We start from the raw sequence: 15157 nt of genomic DNA, 5'->3' as shown, positions 1-15157 counted from the left end.
CATGTCAGCTCCCCGGCTCCGCATTCGCGAGATCCAGACCTTCGAGCGTTCCATGCGCTTTGCGCGCCCATTCCGATTCGGTCTCGTGACCGTCGACGAGGCGCCGCAGGCCTTCGTTCGGGTTGTCGTCGAGGTGGAAGGCGCCGGCCTGGCGACCGGCGTCACCGCCGAGATGATGATGCCGAAATGGTTCGACAAGAACCCGGCCAAGTCACCGCAGGATACGATCGCCGACCTGAAGGCGAGCCTCGGCGAGGCCGCCCGCAACTATGCCGAGGCGCAGGACTGGGACACGGCCTTCGGCCATCATGGGCGCGGCTTCGCGGCCCAGAAGATGTGGGCCGCCGACCAGGGGTTGCCGGGGCTCGTCGCCTCGTTCGGACCCGCGCTCGTCGACAAGGCTGTCGCCGATGCTGCCCTCAAGGCGCTGAAGCTCAATTTCCCTGAAGGATTGCGGCGCAATGTCTTCGGCATCGATGCGCGACAGACGCCGGATCTCGGCGCCGAGCGCATCCAGTCCTTCCTGGCGGACGTTCAGCCGGTCGGCGCGGTCCTGCTGCGGCACACGATCGGATTGCTGGATTCGCTCGATGGAGCCGGCGGGCTCGAAGACGAGATTCGGCTGGCCAACTTGAGGCTCTTCAAGATCAAGATCGGCGGCGACGTCGATGCGGACATCGCGCGCCTGCAGGCCATCCACGATCTCCTGTCGCGACATGTTCCGGACTATCGCGCCACCCTCGACGCCAACGAGCAGTACGATCCGCAACGCCTGCGGATTCTTCTCCAGGCAATGAGCGGCGGCGGCTTGCGCGCCTTCCGGGAGCACCTGCTCTACATTGAGCAGCCGTTCGACAGGGCAGAGACCTTCGCTGAGCCCCTGGGCGATCTCGCCGGCGAGATCCCGCTCATCATCGACGAGGCGGATGGCGATTACGACGCCTTCCCGCGTGCGGTCGAGCTCGGCTATCGCGGCGTATCCTCGAAGGCCTGCAAGGGGTTCTACAAGTCTGTCCTGAATGCCGTCCGCGTCTCGATTCTGAATGAGCCGCGGACGGGCCGGTTCTTCGTCTCCGCCGAGGATCTCACGTGCCAGGCCGGGCTTGGGATTCAGCAGGACACGGCGCTCGTCGCTACGCTCGGCATGGCCCATGCCGAGCGCAACGGCCACCATTACGTCGAGGGCTTCGGCCCCGCACCGGATGCGGAGGCGGCGCGCTTTGCGGCCGCGCATCCCGATCTCTACCGGAAGCAGGGTGGCCGCATCGGCCTTGCTTTCGAACGCGGGTCGCTCCCGACCACGTCTCTCCTGTCTGCTCCAGGTTTCGCCAGCGGCGCCGAGCCTGATTGGAGCAGCCTCGTTCCGCTCACACAACACCATCTTTGATAGGAGATCTTTATTATGACTCAGCGCAGGTTAGGCATCGTCATGCATGGCGTGACAGGCCGCATGGGAATGAACCAGCATCTCATTCGCTCCGTCGCAGCCATCCGCGCCGAGGGCGGCGTGACGCTGTCCGACGGATCGAAGGTGCAGCTCGATCCGATCCTCGTCGGGCGCAATGCGGAGAAGATCCAGGAACTCGCCAAGGCGCACGGCATCGACCGGTGGACGACCGACCTCGACGCTGCCATCGCGGACCCGAAGGATGAGATCTTCTTCGATGCCGCGACGACGCAGATGCGTCCGACCCTGCTGGACCAGGCGATCAATGCCGGCAAGCACATCTATTGCGAGAAGCCGATTTCCACGAATCTGCCGGAAGCCCTGCGGATCGTCCGTCTCGCCCGCGAGAAGGGCGTGAAGAACGGAACCGTGCAGGACAAGCTGTTCCTGCCCGGCCTGCAGAAGCTGAAGATGCTGCGCGATTCCGGCTTCTTCGGCCGCATGCTCTCGGTGCGCGGCGAGTTCGGCTACTGGGTATTCGAGGGCGATTGGGGCCAGCCCGCGCAGCGTCCGTCCTGGAACTACCGCTCCGAGGACGGCGGCGGCATGATCCTCGACATGGTCTGCCACTGGCGCTACGTGCTCGACAACCTCTTCGGCGAGGTGCGCTCGGTCTCCTGCGTGGGCTCGACGCATATCCCCGAGCGCGTGGACGAAAAGGGCAAGCCCTATCAGGCGACCGCCGACGATTCCGCCTATGCCACCTTCATGCTCGATGGCGGCGTGATCGCCCACATCAACATGTCGTGGTGCACCCGCGTCTATCGGGACGATCTCGTCACCTTCCATGTGGACGGAACGCATGGTTCCGCCGTCGCCGGTCTCACCGATTGCGTGATCCAGCCGCGTCAGGCCACGCCGCGTCCGGTCTGGAATCCGGACCAGAAGCAGACCATCGATTTCTACAACACCTGGCAGCCGGTGCCCGACAATGTGGTCTACGACAACGGCTTCAAGACCCAGTGGGAGATGTTCGTCCGTCACGTGGTCGAGGATGCGCCCTATCGCTACACGCTGGTGGAAGGCGCCAAGGGCGTTCAGCTCGTCGAATGCGCTCTCGAGAGCTGGCGCGAGCGCCGCTGGGTCGATGTGCCGCCGCTGAATGTGGGCGCCGCGAAGGAGAAGCAGCATGAACCGGCCTGAGACCATCAGCGCCCTGTCGATCCGCCTGCCGCAGGCGGATCGCGGCCTGGAAACCTATAAGCTCTCCGCGCCGAAATCCTTCCCGGACAAGGTGAGCGGGCCGATGAACCGCATCGCGTTCTCGGCCGCCCATGTGGTCGCTGATCCGCTCGCCGATGCGGACCCCTGGCTGCAGGCCGCCATCGACTGGGACAAGACGATCGCCTATCGCGAGCGTCTGTGGGATCTCGGCCTCGGCGTCGCCGAAGCGATGGACACCGCACAGCGCGGCATGGGTCTCGACTGGCCTACCTCGCTCGAGCTGATCCGCCGCTCCGTCAGCGCGGCGAAGGCGCGGGGCGACGCCCTCGTGTTCTCCGGCGCCGGCACCGACCATCTGGCGCCTGACGCGGCCCGCAGCATCGATGACGTGATCCGCGCCTACGAGGAGCAGTTCGCCGCCATCGAAGCCGTCGGCGGGCGCATCATTCTCATGGCGTCGCGCGCGCTCGCCCGCGTCGCCAGGTCCGCCGACGACTACGTCAAGGTCTACGATCGCATTCTGTCTCAGGCGAAGGAGCCGGTGATCATCCACTGGCTCGGCGACATGTTCGATCCGGCGCTTGCCGGCTATTGGGGCACGGGCGACCTCGATGCCGCGATGGATACGTGCGTTTCGATCATCAACAGCCATGCGGAGAAGGTCGACGGCGTCAAGATTTCCCTCCTCGACAAGGACAAGGAAATCGCCATGCGCCGCCGCCTCGACAAGCGCGTGCGCATGTATACGGGCGACGACTTCAACTATGCCGAGCTGATCGCAGGCGACGACCAGGGCTATTCGCATGCGCTGCTCGGTATCTTCGATGCCATCGCGCCGGCGGCCTCGTCGGCTCTGGTGAGCCTCGCGGCCGGCAACCTCGACGCGTTCCACGAGGCGCTCGCGCCGACGGTTCCGCTGTCGCGGCACATCTTCCGGGCGCCGACGCGGTTCTACAAGACGGGGGTGGTGTTCATGGCCTATCTCAACGGCCATCAGGATCACTTCACCATGGTCGGCGGACAGGAGAGCGCCCGCTCGACCCTGCATCTCGCCGAGCTCTTCCGTCTGGCGGACAAGGCCGGCCTCCTGCGGGATCCGGACCTCGCGGTCGAGCGCATGCGCTTCGTCCTGGCCACGCATGGGGTGGAGGCGTAAGAGATGCGTGACTTTACAGGCGATCACCGCACCCTGTCGATCAACACGGCGACGGTGAGGAAGCAGGGCGACCTCGTCGCCATCACGGAGGCCTGCGCCAGAGCCGAGATCAAAGCGATCTCGCCCTGGCGCGACCAGGTGGCCGCGGTCGGACTCAACCGGGCCGTGGCCGCCGTGAAGGATGCAGGGCTCGAACTCTCCGGCTATTGCCGCGGCGGCATGTTCCCGGCCGATGCGGCGCGGCTGCCGGAGGCCACCGACGACAACCGCCGCGCCGTCGACGAGGCAGTTGCGCTCGGCGCGCCCTGCCTGGTGCTCGTGGTCGGCGGGCTGCCGCAATACTCTCGCCCAGGTTCGCAACCGTCGAAGGACATCGACGCGGCGCGCGCCATGGTCGAGGACGGCATCGCGACGCTGCTCGACTATTCCCGGCAGGCAGGCCTCCCGCTCGCGATCGAGCCGCTGCATCCCATGTATGCGGCCGACCGCGCCTGCGTGAACACCATGCGCCAGGCTCTCGACATCTGCGACCGGGTCGACCCGGAACGCACGGGAATGCTCGGCCTTGCGGTCGACGTCTACCATGTCTGGTGGGATCCGGAATTGAGGGAGCAGATCCGCCGCACCGGCCAGGACCGGCTGCTCGCGTATCACGTCTGCGACTGGCTCGTGCCCACCACGGACCTGCTGCTCGACCGGGGCATGATGGGTGACGGCGTGATCGACCTGCGCGGCATTCGCCAAGAGGTCGAAGCGGTCGGCTATGCCGGCTATTCGGAGGTGGAGATCTTCTCCGAGAACAACTGGTGGACGAAGCCGATGGACGAGGTGCTCGCCACCTGCATCGAGCGACACCGCACGGTCGTCTGACATGGCCGCATCAAAGAAAACGTCCTGACGAACAGGAGACAGCAACGATGGTAGGAAACGTCTCGCGACGGACCTTCATGGCAGCCGCAGGTGCGTCCATGCTTGCCCACAAGGCCGCATGGGCGCAGGAGAGCACTCGGTTCCGGATCTTCTGGTGGGGATCCAAGGAGCGCGCCGACAGAACCCTGAAGGCGGCGGCTCTGTACCAGCAGCGCAATCCGCACATCAGGATCGACGGCCAATCCCTGTCCTTCACCGATTATTGGCCGAGGCTTGCGACGCAGGTCGCCGGACGCAATGCTCCCGATCTGATCCAGATGGATTATCGCTACCTCGCCGAATATGCGCGGCGCGGCGTCCTTCTTCCCCTCGATGAATTCATGGGGAAGGACTTGCAGATCGGCGATTTCGGTCAGGCCTCGCTCGACAGCTGCAAGGTGGACGGAAAGCTCTATGCCATCAACCTCGGCAACAACTCCCATGCCCTGATCTACAACAAGGCGGCTTTTCAGAAGGCCGGCGTCGATGAGCCCGTCATCGGAACGAGCTGGGACAAGTTCACCGCGATCTGCGCCGAGGTCACGAAAGCCCATGACGGTTCCTATTTCGGTACCGTCGACGCAGGTGCGGACGAGGCCGCTTTCGAGAACTGGCTGCGCCAGCGCGGCAAGGCGCTTTATACCGAGGACGGCAAGCTCGGGTTCGAAGAGGCCGATATCGGCGATTGGCTCTCGCTCTGGGTGAAGATGCGCGAGGTGAAGGCCTGTCCGCCCGCAGACATTCAGGCGCTCGACAAGAGCGGCCCCGATACCAGCCTGCTCACGCAGGGACGCGCGGGCTGCGCCTTCAACCACTCCAACCAGTTCGTCGGCTTCCAGGCCATCAACAAGAACACGCTCGGCATCGCCACCTATCCGCAGGGCGCCGGACCCCATCCGGGGCAGTATCTCAAGCCCTCGATGATGTGGAGCATCTATGCCCGCTCGAAGGTTGCCCCGGAGGTGGTGAAGTTCGCCAACTTCACCGTCAAGGATCCGGAAGGCGCGCGGGTCCTCGGCGTCGAGCGCGGGGTGCCGGCCTCGCCGTCGACACGGCAGGCGGTGTCGGATCAGCTTGATGAAATGAGCAGGAAGGTGGTCGACTTCATCGCGGAGGTATCGCAGCGCGTCGGGCCGATCCCGCCTGCGCCGCCGCAAGGAGCCGGCGAGATCCAGGTTCTGCTCAGGCGCGTCAACGAGCAGGTCGGCTTTGGACGCTCAGCCGCATCCGCCGCGGCAAAGCAATACATCACCGAGGCGAATTCGATTCTGGCGCGCGGGCGCTGATCACACTGATTACCCGGGGCTCCTGTTCGCGTGGCGGGAGCCCCATCATTCTCAGGCGGCCATCGCCGGCTGCAGCAGGTAAGGGGCGCCCGCGGCCTCGGCAATTTCCCGCACCTTCAGTTTCAACGTCTCAGGGATCGGAATGCCCGTGACGAGCCGCTCTTCGCGAGCGGCCCATTCCGGTTCGCCCGGCACCAGAACCGGCTCGTCCTCGTGGACCGGCTTCGTGGCATGCAGGGTATCGATGACCACCTCCACGTCCGATTGGAAGGCATCGAACGGCCGGAAGGCCGCTGGATTCAGGGCCATGAAGAAGTGGCCGATATTGTCGGGGTCGGACGGTTTCTGCGTCCTGTTCCGGACCGGCGAGAAGGAAGCGCCCGACAGGCTGCCCGACAGGATCTGGGCGATCAGGCCGAGCCCGTAACCCTTGTGCCCGCCCATATCGCTGCCATCGCCGCCCACGGGTGTGAGGCCACCTTCCTGGCCCTCGAAAATCTGACGGAAGGCTCGGCCGGAATCGGTGACAGGCTGTCCATCGCCATCGATCACCCATCCGGCCGGAAGGTCCTTGCCCTGCAGGGCATAGACCTTGACCTTGTTGGCCGCGACGACGCTGGTGGACATGTCGACGCAAAGGCTCGGATGACGACCGGCCGGCACCGCGACGGCGATTGGATTGGTGCCGAGCACGCGCTCGACCCCGTTCGTGGGCACGACGGAGATCACGCGGGTCGTCGACGATACCACACCGATCAGCCCCCGTTCCGCGGCCATCGTGGCGTAATAGCCCGCGGCGCCGAAATGGTGGGAGTTGAACACCGACACGATGCCGACATCGTGCGCCAGCGCCTTCTCGATGGCGAGGTTCATGCCCATGAGGGCGGCAGGATGACCCAAACCGGCTCCGCCATCGAGCAGGGCCGTGCTGGCGCTCTGCCGGACGATCCGGGGTTCGGCCTGCAGCTGGAGCTGCCCGGCCTTCTGCATCTGGGCATATTGGGTCAGCATCGAGATTCCATGGGAGTCGATGCCGCGCAGATCGGTCTCGACCATCACCTCGGCCGTCAGGCGCAGCTTCTCCTCGCTCATGCCCCAGGCCCGCAGGATCGCCTCGATCTGGGCGCGAATCACGTCCGCCGAGAAATTCTCGCTCGCGATCATTGTGTGTTCTCTCGCGTGTTCAATCCGGCTGCTCCCGTCTGGGGAGCAGATGGGGAGGTGGCTGCAGCCACCTCCCGTCGAGCATCAAGCGGCAATGGCCTGCGCCGGATCGAGCAGCTTCGAGACGCTGACCATCTGGCCCGTCTTCGAGCTCTGCAGCGCCGCGATTCCGCACAGCACCGACATGGCGCCGGCGCGCGAACCGGCACGCTGGTTCAGCGGGTCAGGGGTCCCCGGCTTGAAGAGCATGTCCTGCAGTTTTGGATCGCCGCCAAAGTGCCCGCCTGGCTCATGCGGGACCTGGATCGTCTCGACGCCGCCGAAATTCCGCACGAGCTGGATCTCGTCGTGTTCCGGGGTTTCCCAGGGCTGGCGCTCGAATTGGCGCATCTGGATGCGGCCCTTGGTGCCGTCGAAGGCGATGAAATGGCCCTCGATCGGCATGTAGGTGTTCACCGAATAGGTGACCTGCACGCCCTTCTGATAGCGAATCATGGCCGACATCGTGTCGGGAATGTTGATCTCTTCGCGGAACACGCAGGCATCGCGGACGTAGCCATCTTCGCGGGACGGATCCTCGTACAGGGCCTCAAGCCAGGGATCCTTGCTGATGTCGACATAGTAGTCGCAACAGCTTGCATGCGGGCAGGTCTTGCAGCGCTCACCGCGGAAAGGATTGACCTTGCCGTATTTGCGCAGGCTCGCGAAAGCGAAGACCTGCTCCGGATCGTCGTCCAGGTACCAGTTCATCAGGTCGAAATGGTGGGTGCTCTTGTGCACGAACAGGCTGCCGGAATTCTCTTCGACCGCGTGCCAGCGGCGGAAGTAGTCCGCGCCGTGCTTGTTGTCGAGAAACCAGTGGAAATCGATCGAGGTCACATCACCGATCACGCCAGAGTTGAGGAGTTCCTTGATCTTCCGAACGGTCGGAGCGTAGCGGTAGTTGAAGGTCACATCGACGCGGCGTCCGGTGCGCTTCTCGGCCTCGAGGATGCGCCGCACCTTCTCGGCCGTGGTCGTCATCGGCTTCTCGGTGATGACGTCCACCCCGGCCTCGAGTGCCCGTACGATCATTTCATCGTGATTCGAATCCCGGGTGCAGACGATGACCTGGTCCGGCTTGACCGTCGCAATCATCTCCTGGGCGTCGGTATAGATGGGGGCATCGATCCCCAAAAAACCCCGGGCTCGCTCGGCGCGGAGCCGGTTCGTGTCGCAGAGGGCGACGATTTCCACGTAGTCGCTGTAGCCCTTGACCACGTTGATCCCCCACATGCCCGTGCCGCGGTGGCCTGTGCCGATGAGGGCAATGCGTTTCCTGCTTGAGCGATCCATTCTCTTGGGTTCTCCTGCTGCTTCGCTCTTAAAGGTTGTTCGAGCGTTAAATTTGTCTGACAAATGTGAGCTTCGGCCGTTGGCGAACCAGGGGGCAGGCTCTTTTTTGTCCGGTTGTCTCTTGGGAAGCTTCGGGGGAGAAGCTTAGATCGTCAAATTACATCATACAACTGGTTGACATACAACCATTCTAAATTTTAGCTTCACGTCGGATGGCGACAAAAGAAAAGCGCTCCCGTAACGTATGGGGTCAAGGGACCGAACCCTCGGCGCGACGGGCACCAAAGAAAAAGAATTGTCGCCGAAAGAGGCATCAAGTTCGGGCGACCGTCGAAGCGGCGCCCAAGAGGGAGACACGCCACATGACTCACAACCTTAACCGCAGGACCTTGCTGAAGGCGGCCCTCGGGTCTGCCGGTCTCAGCGCTCTGGGAAGCCTTCCGGCTTTCGCGCAGGATGCTCGCGTCCGTCTGTATTGGTGGGGCTCGAAGGAGCGCGCCGACCGCACCCTGAAAGCGGTCTCGCTCTACCAGGAGCGGAACCCGAGCGTGAAGATCGACGGTGAGACCCTGGCCTGGGGCGACTACTGGCCGCGGCTCGCGACCCAGGCGGCTGGCCGCAACGCTCCGGACCTGATCCAGATGGACTACCGCTATGTCGCGGAATATGCCCGTCGCGGTGCGCTGCTGCCGCTCGACGAGTTTCTCGGCAAGTCGCTCGATATCAGCGATTTCGACAAGGCTTCCCTCGACAGCTGCAAGGTCGACGGCAAGCTCTACGGCATCAATATCGGCAACAACTCGAACGCCCTGATCTACAACAAGGCCGCGTTCCAGAAGGCCGGTGTGCCTGAGCCGATCGACGTGACGTGGGACAAGTTCTTCGAACTCGCGGCCGCCGTCACGAAGGCGCATAACGGCGACTATTACGGCACGTCGGACGGCAGCGCCGAAGAGGTTGCCTTCGAGAACTGGCTGCGCCAGCGCGGCAAGGCGCTGTTCACCGAGGACGGCAAGCTCGGCTTGGACGAGAAGGATGCGGGCGACTGGTTCGCCATGTGGGCCAAGGCGCGCGAGGCGAAGGCCTGCCCGCCGGCCGATCTCCAGGCGCTCGACAAGAACAACATCGAGACCAACCTGCTGACCCAGGGCCGCGCGGCCTGCGCGTTCAACCATTCCAACCAGTATGTCGGCTACCAAGTTCTCAACAAGAACCCGCTCGGCATCACCATGTATCCGCAGGGCGCTGGGCCCAATCCGGGCCACTACCTCAAGCCCTCGATGATGTGGAGCATCTATGCCCGCAGCAAGGTGGCCGAGCCTGCGGTGAAGTTCGCAAACTTCACCGTGAAGGACGTGGACGGCGCGAAGCTCCTCGGCGTGGAGCGCGGCGTTCCGGCTTCTCCGAAGATCCGCGAGGCCGTCGCGGCGGAGCTCGACGCCCAGGGCAAGCTCGTCGTGGACTACATCTCTCACGTCACGCCGAAGGTCGGTCCCATTCCGCCCGCTCCGCCGAAAGGCGCCGGCGAGATCCAGACCATGCTGCGCCGGATCTCCGAACAGGTCGGATTCGGACGCATGTCCACGGCCGACGGCGGCAAGCAGTACGTCAGCGAAGCTCAGGCCATTCTGAGCCGCGCCTGACGACAAGCGCCTCCTGACTCACCAGGCCGACCCAGCCGAACCGGGTCGGCCCGCCCGTCTATCATGACATTGCTGTGAGCCATTCTGCATGACAACAACTGCTCAAATTCCATTGACGATCATCGAGCCGGAAAAGCGCAGCAAGGGTCGGGAGGGATTGTCCCGTGCGCTCGTCTCCTATTCCTTCCTGGCGCCCTGGCTCATCGGCTTTCTCGGGCTGACCCTCGGCCCGACGCTCGCATCTCTTTATCTGTCCTTTACCAATTTCGACCTGCTGCAGGATCCGCAGTTCATCGGAACGGCCAACTACCAGCGCATTGTCACCAATGACGTGAAGTTCTGGCATTCCATGCAGGTGACGTTTACCTATGTCATCATGGCCGTCCCGCTGAAGCTCGCTTTCGCGCTCGGTCTGGCCATGGTCCTCAATCGCGGCATTGCCGGGCTGCCTCTCTACCGGGCTCTCTTCTATTTGCCATCACTGCTCGGCGCGAGCGTCGCCATCGCGGTGCTCTGGCGCCAGCTCTTCGCCAAGGACGGTCTTGCCAACGTGGCACTGGCCTTCTTCGGCATCGATGGGCCGAGCTGGATCTCCGATCCGAACTACTCCCTCTATACCCTGGTGCTGCTCAGCGTCTGGCAGTTCGGCTCGCCGATGATCATCTTCCTCGCCGGCCTGCGGCAGATCCCGTCTGACGTTTACGAGGCAGCCAGCATCGACGGCGCCAGCAAGATGCAGCAGTTCATCAAGATCACCGTTCCGCTGCTTACACCGGTTATCTTCTTCAACGGCATCGTGCAGACCATCGATGCGTTCAAAGCCTTCACGCCGGCCTTCATCATCAGCGAGGGCACGGGCGGGCCGATCGACTCGACCCTCTTCTACACCCTGTACCTGTACCAGGAAGGCTTCGCCTATTTCCGCATGGGATATGCGTCGGCTCTGGCATGGATCCTTCTGATCATCATTGCCTGCTTCACCGCCTTCTCGTTCCTCACCTCTCGTTACTGGGTCCATTACAATGACTGATGCTTCAACAACAGTCGCAACGACGCCGAATGCCGGCGGAGCCCGCTCTCTCCTCTATCACGTGATCCTGTGCGGCGTGTCGCTGCTCATGCTCTACCCGCTGCTGTGGATGCTCGCGAGCAGCTTCAAGCCCGACGACGAGATCTTCGGCAATGCCTCGCTCCTGCCCGATACCTTCACTCTCGACGCCTACATTCGCGGCTGGAGCGGCCTGACGGTGAGCTTCGGGACCTTCTTCTGGAACTCGCTGGTGATCGCGGTCCTCAGCGTGATCGGCAACGTGTTTTCCTGCTCGCTGGCGGCCTATGCCTTCGCGCGGCTGAAGTTTCCGCTGAAGAACTTCTGGTTTGCGCTCATGCTCGGCACGCTGATGCTGCCCTATCACGTGACCCTCATCCCGCAATATGTGCTGTTCCTGAACCTCGACTGGGTGAACACCTTCCTGCCATTGGTGGTGCCCAAGTTCCTGGCCGCGGACGCCTTCTTCATCTTCCTGCTCTACCAGTTCTTCCGCGGCATTCCGCGCGAGCTCGACGAGGCGGCGATCATCGACGGAGCTGGGCCCTGGCGCATTTTCTGGAGCGTCATGCTGCCATTGTCGGTGCCGGCGCTCGCCACGGCGGCGATCTTCACCTTCATCTGGACCTGGGACGATTTCTTCGGTCCGCTGATCTACCTGAACGATGCGAGCCAGTACACGGTCCAGCTCGGCCTGCGCACCTTCGTGGACTCGACAGGTAAGTCCGACTGGAGCGCCCTGTTCGCCATGTCCGTGGTCGCCCTGATCCCGGTCCTGCTGTTCTTCGCGGTCTTCCAGCGCCTGCTGATCGAAGGCATCGCCACCACCGGCCTGAAGGGTTGAGGACAGAGCGAATGTCAGCATCCGGAATTCGCTTCGCCGTCATCGGCATCAACCACAACCACATCTTCGGCCAGGTTGATGCCCTTCTCGGCGCCGGCGGCGAGTTCGTATCCTTCTTCGCCCAGGAGGACGACCTCGCCGCTCCCTTCAAAGAGCGCTACCTGCAGGCGGAACGCGTTCACGATGCCCGCCGGATCCTGGAGGACGAGAGCATCGCCATCGTGCTGAGCGCCGCGATCCCCAAGGACCGTGCGCGGATCGGCATCGAGGTCATGCGCCACGGCAAGGACTACATGGTCGACAAGCCGGGCATGATCACGCTCGAGGAGTTGGAAGAGGTTCGCCGGATTCAGAAGGAAACCGGGCGCATCTATTCGATCTTCTATTCCGAGCATTTCAGCAGCCGCGTCACCAACAAGGCCGGCGAGCTGATCCGCTCCGGTGCCATCGGCAAGGTGGTGAACACCTTAGGCCTCGGCCCGCACCGGCTGAATGCGCCCATCCGCCCGTCATGGTTCTTCGAGCGTGAGGCCTATGGCGGGATCCTGACCGACATCGCATCCCATCAATGCGAGCAGTTCCTGTTCTATACGGGCGCGAAGGAGGCCGAGGTCACCTATGCGATGGTGGCCAACCGCAACAATCCTCAGACGCCGGGTCTTCAGGATTTCGGCGAGATGACGCTCAGGTCGGCCGATGCCACCGGCTATATCCGGGTGGACTGGTTCACGCCGGACGGCCTGCCGATCTGGGGCGACGGCCGCGTCATGATCGTCGGCACCGAGGGCACGATCGAGATGCGCAAGTACATCGATATCGCCGGACGCGAGGGCAAGGATCACCTCTTCCTCGTGGACAAGACCGGCATGCGTCATCTCGACTGCTCCAACGAGGACCTGCCTTACGGGCGCGATCTCCTCAACGACGTCCGGAACCGGACCGAGACGGCGATGGGCCAGGAGCATTGCTTCAAGGCCATGGAACTCACTCTCAAGGCGCAAGCGGTGGCGGAAGCGGCTCCGGCCGGGCAGGGGGCCCGGTGATGCTCGAATTCCGCCTGCTCAAGGACGTGCGCTGCGGGATCGGCGAGAGCCCCGTCTGGGACGATCGACGCCAGATCCTGTTCTTCATCGACATCAAGGCTCCCGCCATTCATTCCATCCGGCTCGACGGCACGGAGCATCGCGTCTGGACGATGCCGAAGGTCGTTGGCTCCATCGGGCTCGGGGCCAGCGGCCGGCTGGTCGTGGCGCTCGAGCGCACGATCGCCGTCTTCGACCCGGAGAGCGAAAGCTTGGAGGTACTGGCGGAGATCGACGGCGAGCCAGCCTCGAATCGCCTGAACGACGGAAAGGTGGGGCCGGATGGCGCCTTCTGGATCGGGTCGATGGACGACCGCCCGCAGAAGGAACCCCGCGGTTCCCTCTATCGCGTCGATGGCGGCGGTCGGGTGACCCGGGTGCTCGAGCATGCATGCCTCGTCTCGAACGGGCTGGCCTGGTCGGCCGACGGTCGCACCATGTTCCATTCGGATTCCCGCGGCCCCTGGATCGACCGCTACGATTTCGAACCGTCCTCGGGCCGTCTCGCGAACCGAATGCGCATCGCCACGCTCGATGAAGCCATGGGACGGCCGGATGGCGGCGCCTGCGACGCGGAGGGATTCTACTGGAGTTCCGGCGTGTCCGCCGGGCGCCTGAACCGGATCTCCCGCGATGGAGAGATCCTGGCGTCCTATCCCGTTCCCGTGCCTGCGCCCACCATGCCGTGCTTCTGCGGAGACGATCTGAAGACTCTGGTCATCACGTCCCTCAAGCCGGACAATCCCGATGTGCTGGCCTCCGCTCCGCAATCCGGCAGCCTGTTCATCGCGTCCTCTCCGGTGGCCGGAGCCCGGATCGAACGGTGGGCGGACGCCTGACGGGCATGTGTCGTCATCGACACTCCTGACGATCCCGGCGGATTTCACCAGGATCGGCCACTCCCGACGGAGTGGTAAAATTCATCACATGTCTTATAAATAAGCGCCTCGATCATCAGCATCGCGAACCAGCCATGACCCCGAAACGAATTCTGCTCACCGGAGCCGCAGGCCATCTTGGAGGCGTTCTGCGCCGCTCCTTCGCCGGACAGTTCCAGTTGCTGCGGCTCTCCGATGTCGTCTCTTTGGGGACAGCGGGGGAGAGCGAAGAGATCCTCACCTGCGATCTTGCCGACGCCGCTGCCGTTCGGGCCCTGTGCGAGGGGGTGGATGCCATCATCCACCTCGGCGGCATCGCTTATGAAACCGGCTGGCCCGCATTGCTCCAGTCCAACATCGTCGGCACCATCAATCTGTATGAGGGCGCACGGCATGCCGGGGTCGATCGGGTGATCTTCGCGAGCAGCAACCATGCCACCGGCATGCATCCGAACGACAGGACGCTGTCGGGCGAGAGCCCGCCCCGGCCCGATTCGCGCTACGGGCTGACGAAAGCCTTCGGGGAGGACGTGGCGGCACTGTATGCCTATAAGCACGGTATCCGCAGCCTCTGCCTGAGGATCGGCTCGTGCCTGCCCAAGCCCGACAACAGGCGCGCCTTGTCCACTTGGCTGTCCCACGCCGATTTCGTGCGTCTGGTTCAGGTGGGCCTCACCGCCGATTACATCCACGAAATCGTCTATGGCGTCTCCGACAACACCCGCTCCTGGTGGGACAACTCCGCAGCCTACCGTCTCGGCTACGAGCCGCAGGACAATGCGGAAATTTACGCGGCCGAAGTCGGGAATATCGAGCTCGACACCGAACTCGCCCGTCATTACCAGGGCGGAAACTTCGTGCCGAATGAGTTCTCCGGCCGGAAGGAATGGCTGGGCTGAGGTTGCTGCCGGCGCCATCGATCCGCTCAACCGGCGGAACAAAAAAGACCCGGGGCGATGCGCATCGCCCCGGGTCTTTTCATGCGCTGAGGACTAGCCGTTCTTATGCATGGGAAGGTTGATGAAGGCTGGCGAGTGTAGCTTAAGCACTTGAAGCAGCGTAGGATTTGGTTGTTGAGACTAATCCCTGCCACCAATTGCCCTGTGCCACACTCGCCATGCCGGACGATACACCTGCCACCTTCCCGTTTCCAGCCGTTGGCCGCAAGAAGATCACCGCTGCTTTCGACGGTGGGCGCCTG

At 63.6% G+C, this 15157-nt stretch carries 13 protein-coding genes; 11 read left to right on the top strand and 2 right to left on the bottom strand.

Features of this window, described 5'->3' with window-relative positions:
* Nucleotide 1 precedes the first annotated feature (1 nt).
* The 5 genes from FS320_RS03780 to FS320_RS03760 are packed head-to-tail and all read left to right on the top strand — an operon-like array spanning nt 2 to nt 5962.
* The gene (locus tag FS320_RS03780) at nt 2-1387 is read left to right on the top strand and encodes an enolase (protein ID WP_152709426.1); all 1386 of its coding nucleotides are present in this window, start codon (nt 2-4) and stop codon (nt 1385-1387) included.
* A 15-nt stretch (nt 1388-1402) separates the two neighbouring features.
* Nucleotides 1403-2590, top strand: a complete 1188-nt coding sequence (locus FS320_RS03775; protein WP_152709424.1) for a Gfo/Idh/MocA family protein — start codon at nt 1403-1405, stop codon at nt 2588-2590.
* Nucleotides 2577-3767, top strand: coding sequence for a dihydrodipicolinate synthase family protein (locus FS320_RS03770; RefSeq protein ID WP_152709422.1), 1191 nt, complete (start codon nt 2577-2579; stop codon nt 3765-3767). Before FS320_RS03775 ends, FS320_RS03770 begins: the two co-directional genes overlap by 14 nt.
* A gap of 3 nt (nt 3768-3770) precedes the next feature.
* Entirely contained in the window at nt 3771-4637 is an 867-nt protein-coding gene (locus FS320_RS03765; protein ID WP_152709420.1) for a sugar phosphate isomerase/epimerase family protein, read from the top strand.
* 47 nt (nt 4638-4684) lie between these two features.
* The gene (locus tag FS320_RS03760; RefSeq protein WP_152709418.1) at nt 4685-5962 is read left to right on the top strand and encodes an ABC transporter substrate-binding protein; all 1278 of its coding nucleotides are present in this window, start codon (nt 4685-4687) and stop codon (nt 5960-5962) included.
* Between the two features lie 51 nt (nt 5963-6013).
* Here FS320_RS03760 and FS320_RS03755 read toward each other — a convergent pair whose 3' ends face one another.
* Together FS320_RS03755 and FS320_RS03750 are read right to left on the bottom strand one after the other, a co-directional pair.
* Complete coding sequence (locus tag FS320_RS03755) at nt 6014-7126, bottom strand: Ldh family oxidoreductase (RefSeq protein WP_152709416.1); 1113 nt, start codon at nt 7124-7126, stop codon at nt 6014-6016.
* An 84-nt stretch (nt 7127-7210) separates the two neighbouring features.
* Nucleotides 7211-8461: a Gfo/Idh/MocA family protein gene (locus FS320_RS03750; protein WP_152709414.1), complete on the bottom strand. Its 1251-nt coding sequence runs from the start codon at nt 8459-8461 to the stop codon at nt 7211-7213.
* 362 nt (nt 8462-8823) lie between these two features.
* Between FS320_RS03750 and FS320_RS03745 the strand changes: the two genes are divergently transcribed.
* The 6 genes from FS320_RS03745 (at nt 8824) to FS320_RS03720 (ending at nt 14855) form a co-directional block, all read left to right on the top strand.
* On the top strand, nt 8824-10104 hold the full coding sequence (locus FS320_RS03745; RefSeq protein ID WP_152709412.1) for an ABC transporter substrate-binding protein: 1281 nt from the start codon (nt 8824-8826) through the stop codon (nt 10102-10104).
* Between the two features lie 88 nt (nt 10105-10192).
* Nucleotides 10193-11134, top strand: a complete 942-nt coding sequence (locus tag FS320_RS03740) for a carbohydrate ABC transporter permease (RefSeq protein ID WP_244626956.1) — start codon at nt 10193-10195, stop codon at nt 11132-11134.
* Nucleotides 11127-11996: a carbohydrate ABC transporter permease gene (locus FS320_RS03735; protein ID WP_152709409.1), complete on the top strand. Its 870-nt coding sequence runs from the start codon at nt 11127-11129 to the stop codon at nt 11994-11996. Before FS320_RS03740 ends, FS320_RS03735 begins: the two co-directional genes overlap by 8 nt.
* 11 nt (nt 11997-12007) lie before the next feature.
* On the top strand, nt 12008-13039 hold the full coding sequence (locus FS320_RS03730; RefSeq protein WP_152709407.1) for a Gfo/Idh/MocA family protein: 1032 nt from the start codon (nt 12008-12010) through the stop codon (nt 13037-13039).
* Nucleotides 13039-13917: an SMP-30/gluconolactonase/LRE family protein gene (locus tag FS320_RS03725; RefSeq protein WP_152709405.1), complete on the top strand. Its 879-nt coding sequence runs from the start codon at nt 13039-13041 to the stop codon at nt 13915-13917. The genes FS320_RS03730 and FS320_RS03725 overlap by 1 nt, the downstream gene beginning before the upstream one ends.
* Nucleotides 13918-14051: 134 nt before the next feature.
* A complete protein-coding gene (locus FS320_RS03720; RefSeq protein ID WP_152709403.1) occupies nt 14052-14855 on the top strand; it encodes an NAD-dependent epimerase/dehydratase family protein in 804 nt (267 codons plus the stop codon).
* Nucleotides 14856-15157: the final 302 nt, after the last annotated feature.

The organism is Microvirga tunisiensis, assembly GCF_009296175.1.
GTDB classification, from domain to species: domain Bacteria; phylum Pseudomonadota; class Alphaproteobacteria; order Rhizobiales; family Beijerinckiaceae; genus Microvirga; species Microvirga tunisiensis.
The sequence above is the reverse complement of the archived record's forward strand: the minus strand, read 5'-3'. Positions and strand labels throughout refer to the sequence as shown.

What these genes read in the sequence shown, in the direction of transcription:
- FS320_RS03780 (WP_152709426.1), top strand. Translation starts at nt 2, where the DNA reads ATGTCAGCTCCCCGGCTCCGCATTCGCGAGATCCAGACCTTCGAGCGT.
- FS320_RS03775 (WP_152709424.1), top strand. Translation starts at nt 1,403, where the DNA reads ATGACTCAGCGCAGGTTAGGCATCGTCATGCATGGCGTGACAGGCCGC.
- FS320_RS03770 (WP_152709422.1), top strand. Translation starts at nt 2,577, where the DNA reads ATGAACCGGCCTGAGACCATCAGCGCCCTGTCGATCCGCCTGCCGCAG.
- FS320_RS03765 (WP_152709420.1), top strand. Translation starts at nt 3,771, where the DNA reads ATGCGTGACTTTACAGGCGATCACCGCACCCTGTCGATCAACACGGCG.
- FS320_RS03760 (WP_152709418.1), top strand. Translation starts at nt 4,685, where the DNA reads ATGGTAGGAAACGTCTCGCGACGGACCTTCATGGCAGCCGCAGGTGCG.
- FS320_RS03755 (WP_152709416.1), bottom strand. Translation starts at nt 7,126, where the DNA reads ATGATCGCGAGCGAGAATTTCTCGGCGGACGTGATTCGCGCCCAGATC.
- FS320_RS03750 (WP_152709414.1), bottom strand. Translation starts at nt 8,461, where the DNA reads ATGGATCGCTCAAGCAGGAAACGCATTGCCCTCATCGGCACAGGCCAC.
- FS320_RS03745 (WP_152709412.1), top strand. Translation starts at nt 8,824, where the DNA reads ATGACTCACAACCTTAACCGCAGGACCTTGCTGAAGGCGGCCCTCGGG.
- FS320_RS03740 (WP_244626956.1), top strand. Translation starts at nt 10,193, where the DNA reads ATGACAACAACTGCTCAAATTCCATTGACGATCATCGAGCCGGAAAAG.
- FS320_RS03735 (WP_152709409.1), top strand. Translation starts at nt 11,127, where the DNA reads ATGACTGATGCTTCAACAACAGTCGCAACGACGCCGAATGCCGGCGGA.
- FS320_RS03730 (WP_152709407.1), top strand. Translation starts at nt 12,008, where the DNA reads ATGTCAGCATCCGGAATTCGCTTCGCCGTCATCGGCATCAACCACAAC.
- FS320_RS03725 (WP_152709405.1), top strand. Translation starts at nt 13,039, where the DNA reads ATGCTCGAATTCCGCCTGCTCAAGGACGTGCGCTGCGGGATCGGCGAG.
- FS320_RS03720 (WP_152709403.1), top strand. Translation starts at nt 14,052, where the DNA reads ATGACCCCGAAACGAATTCTGCTCACCGGAGCCGCAGGCCATCTTGGA.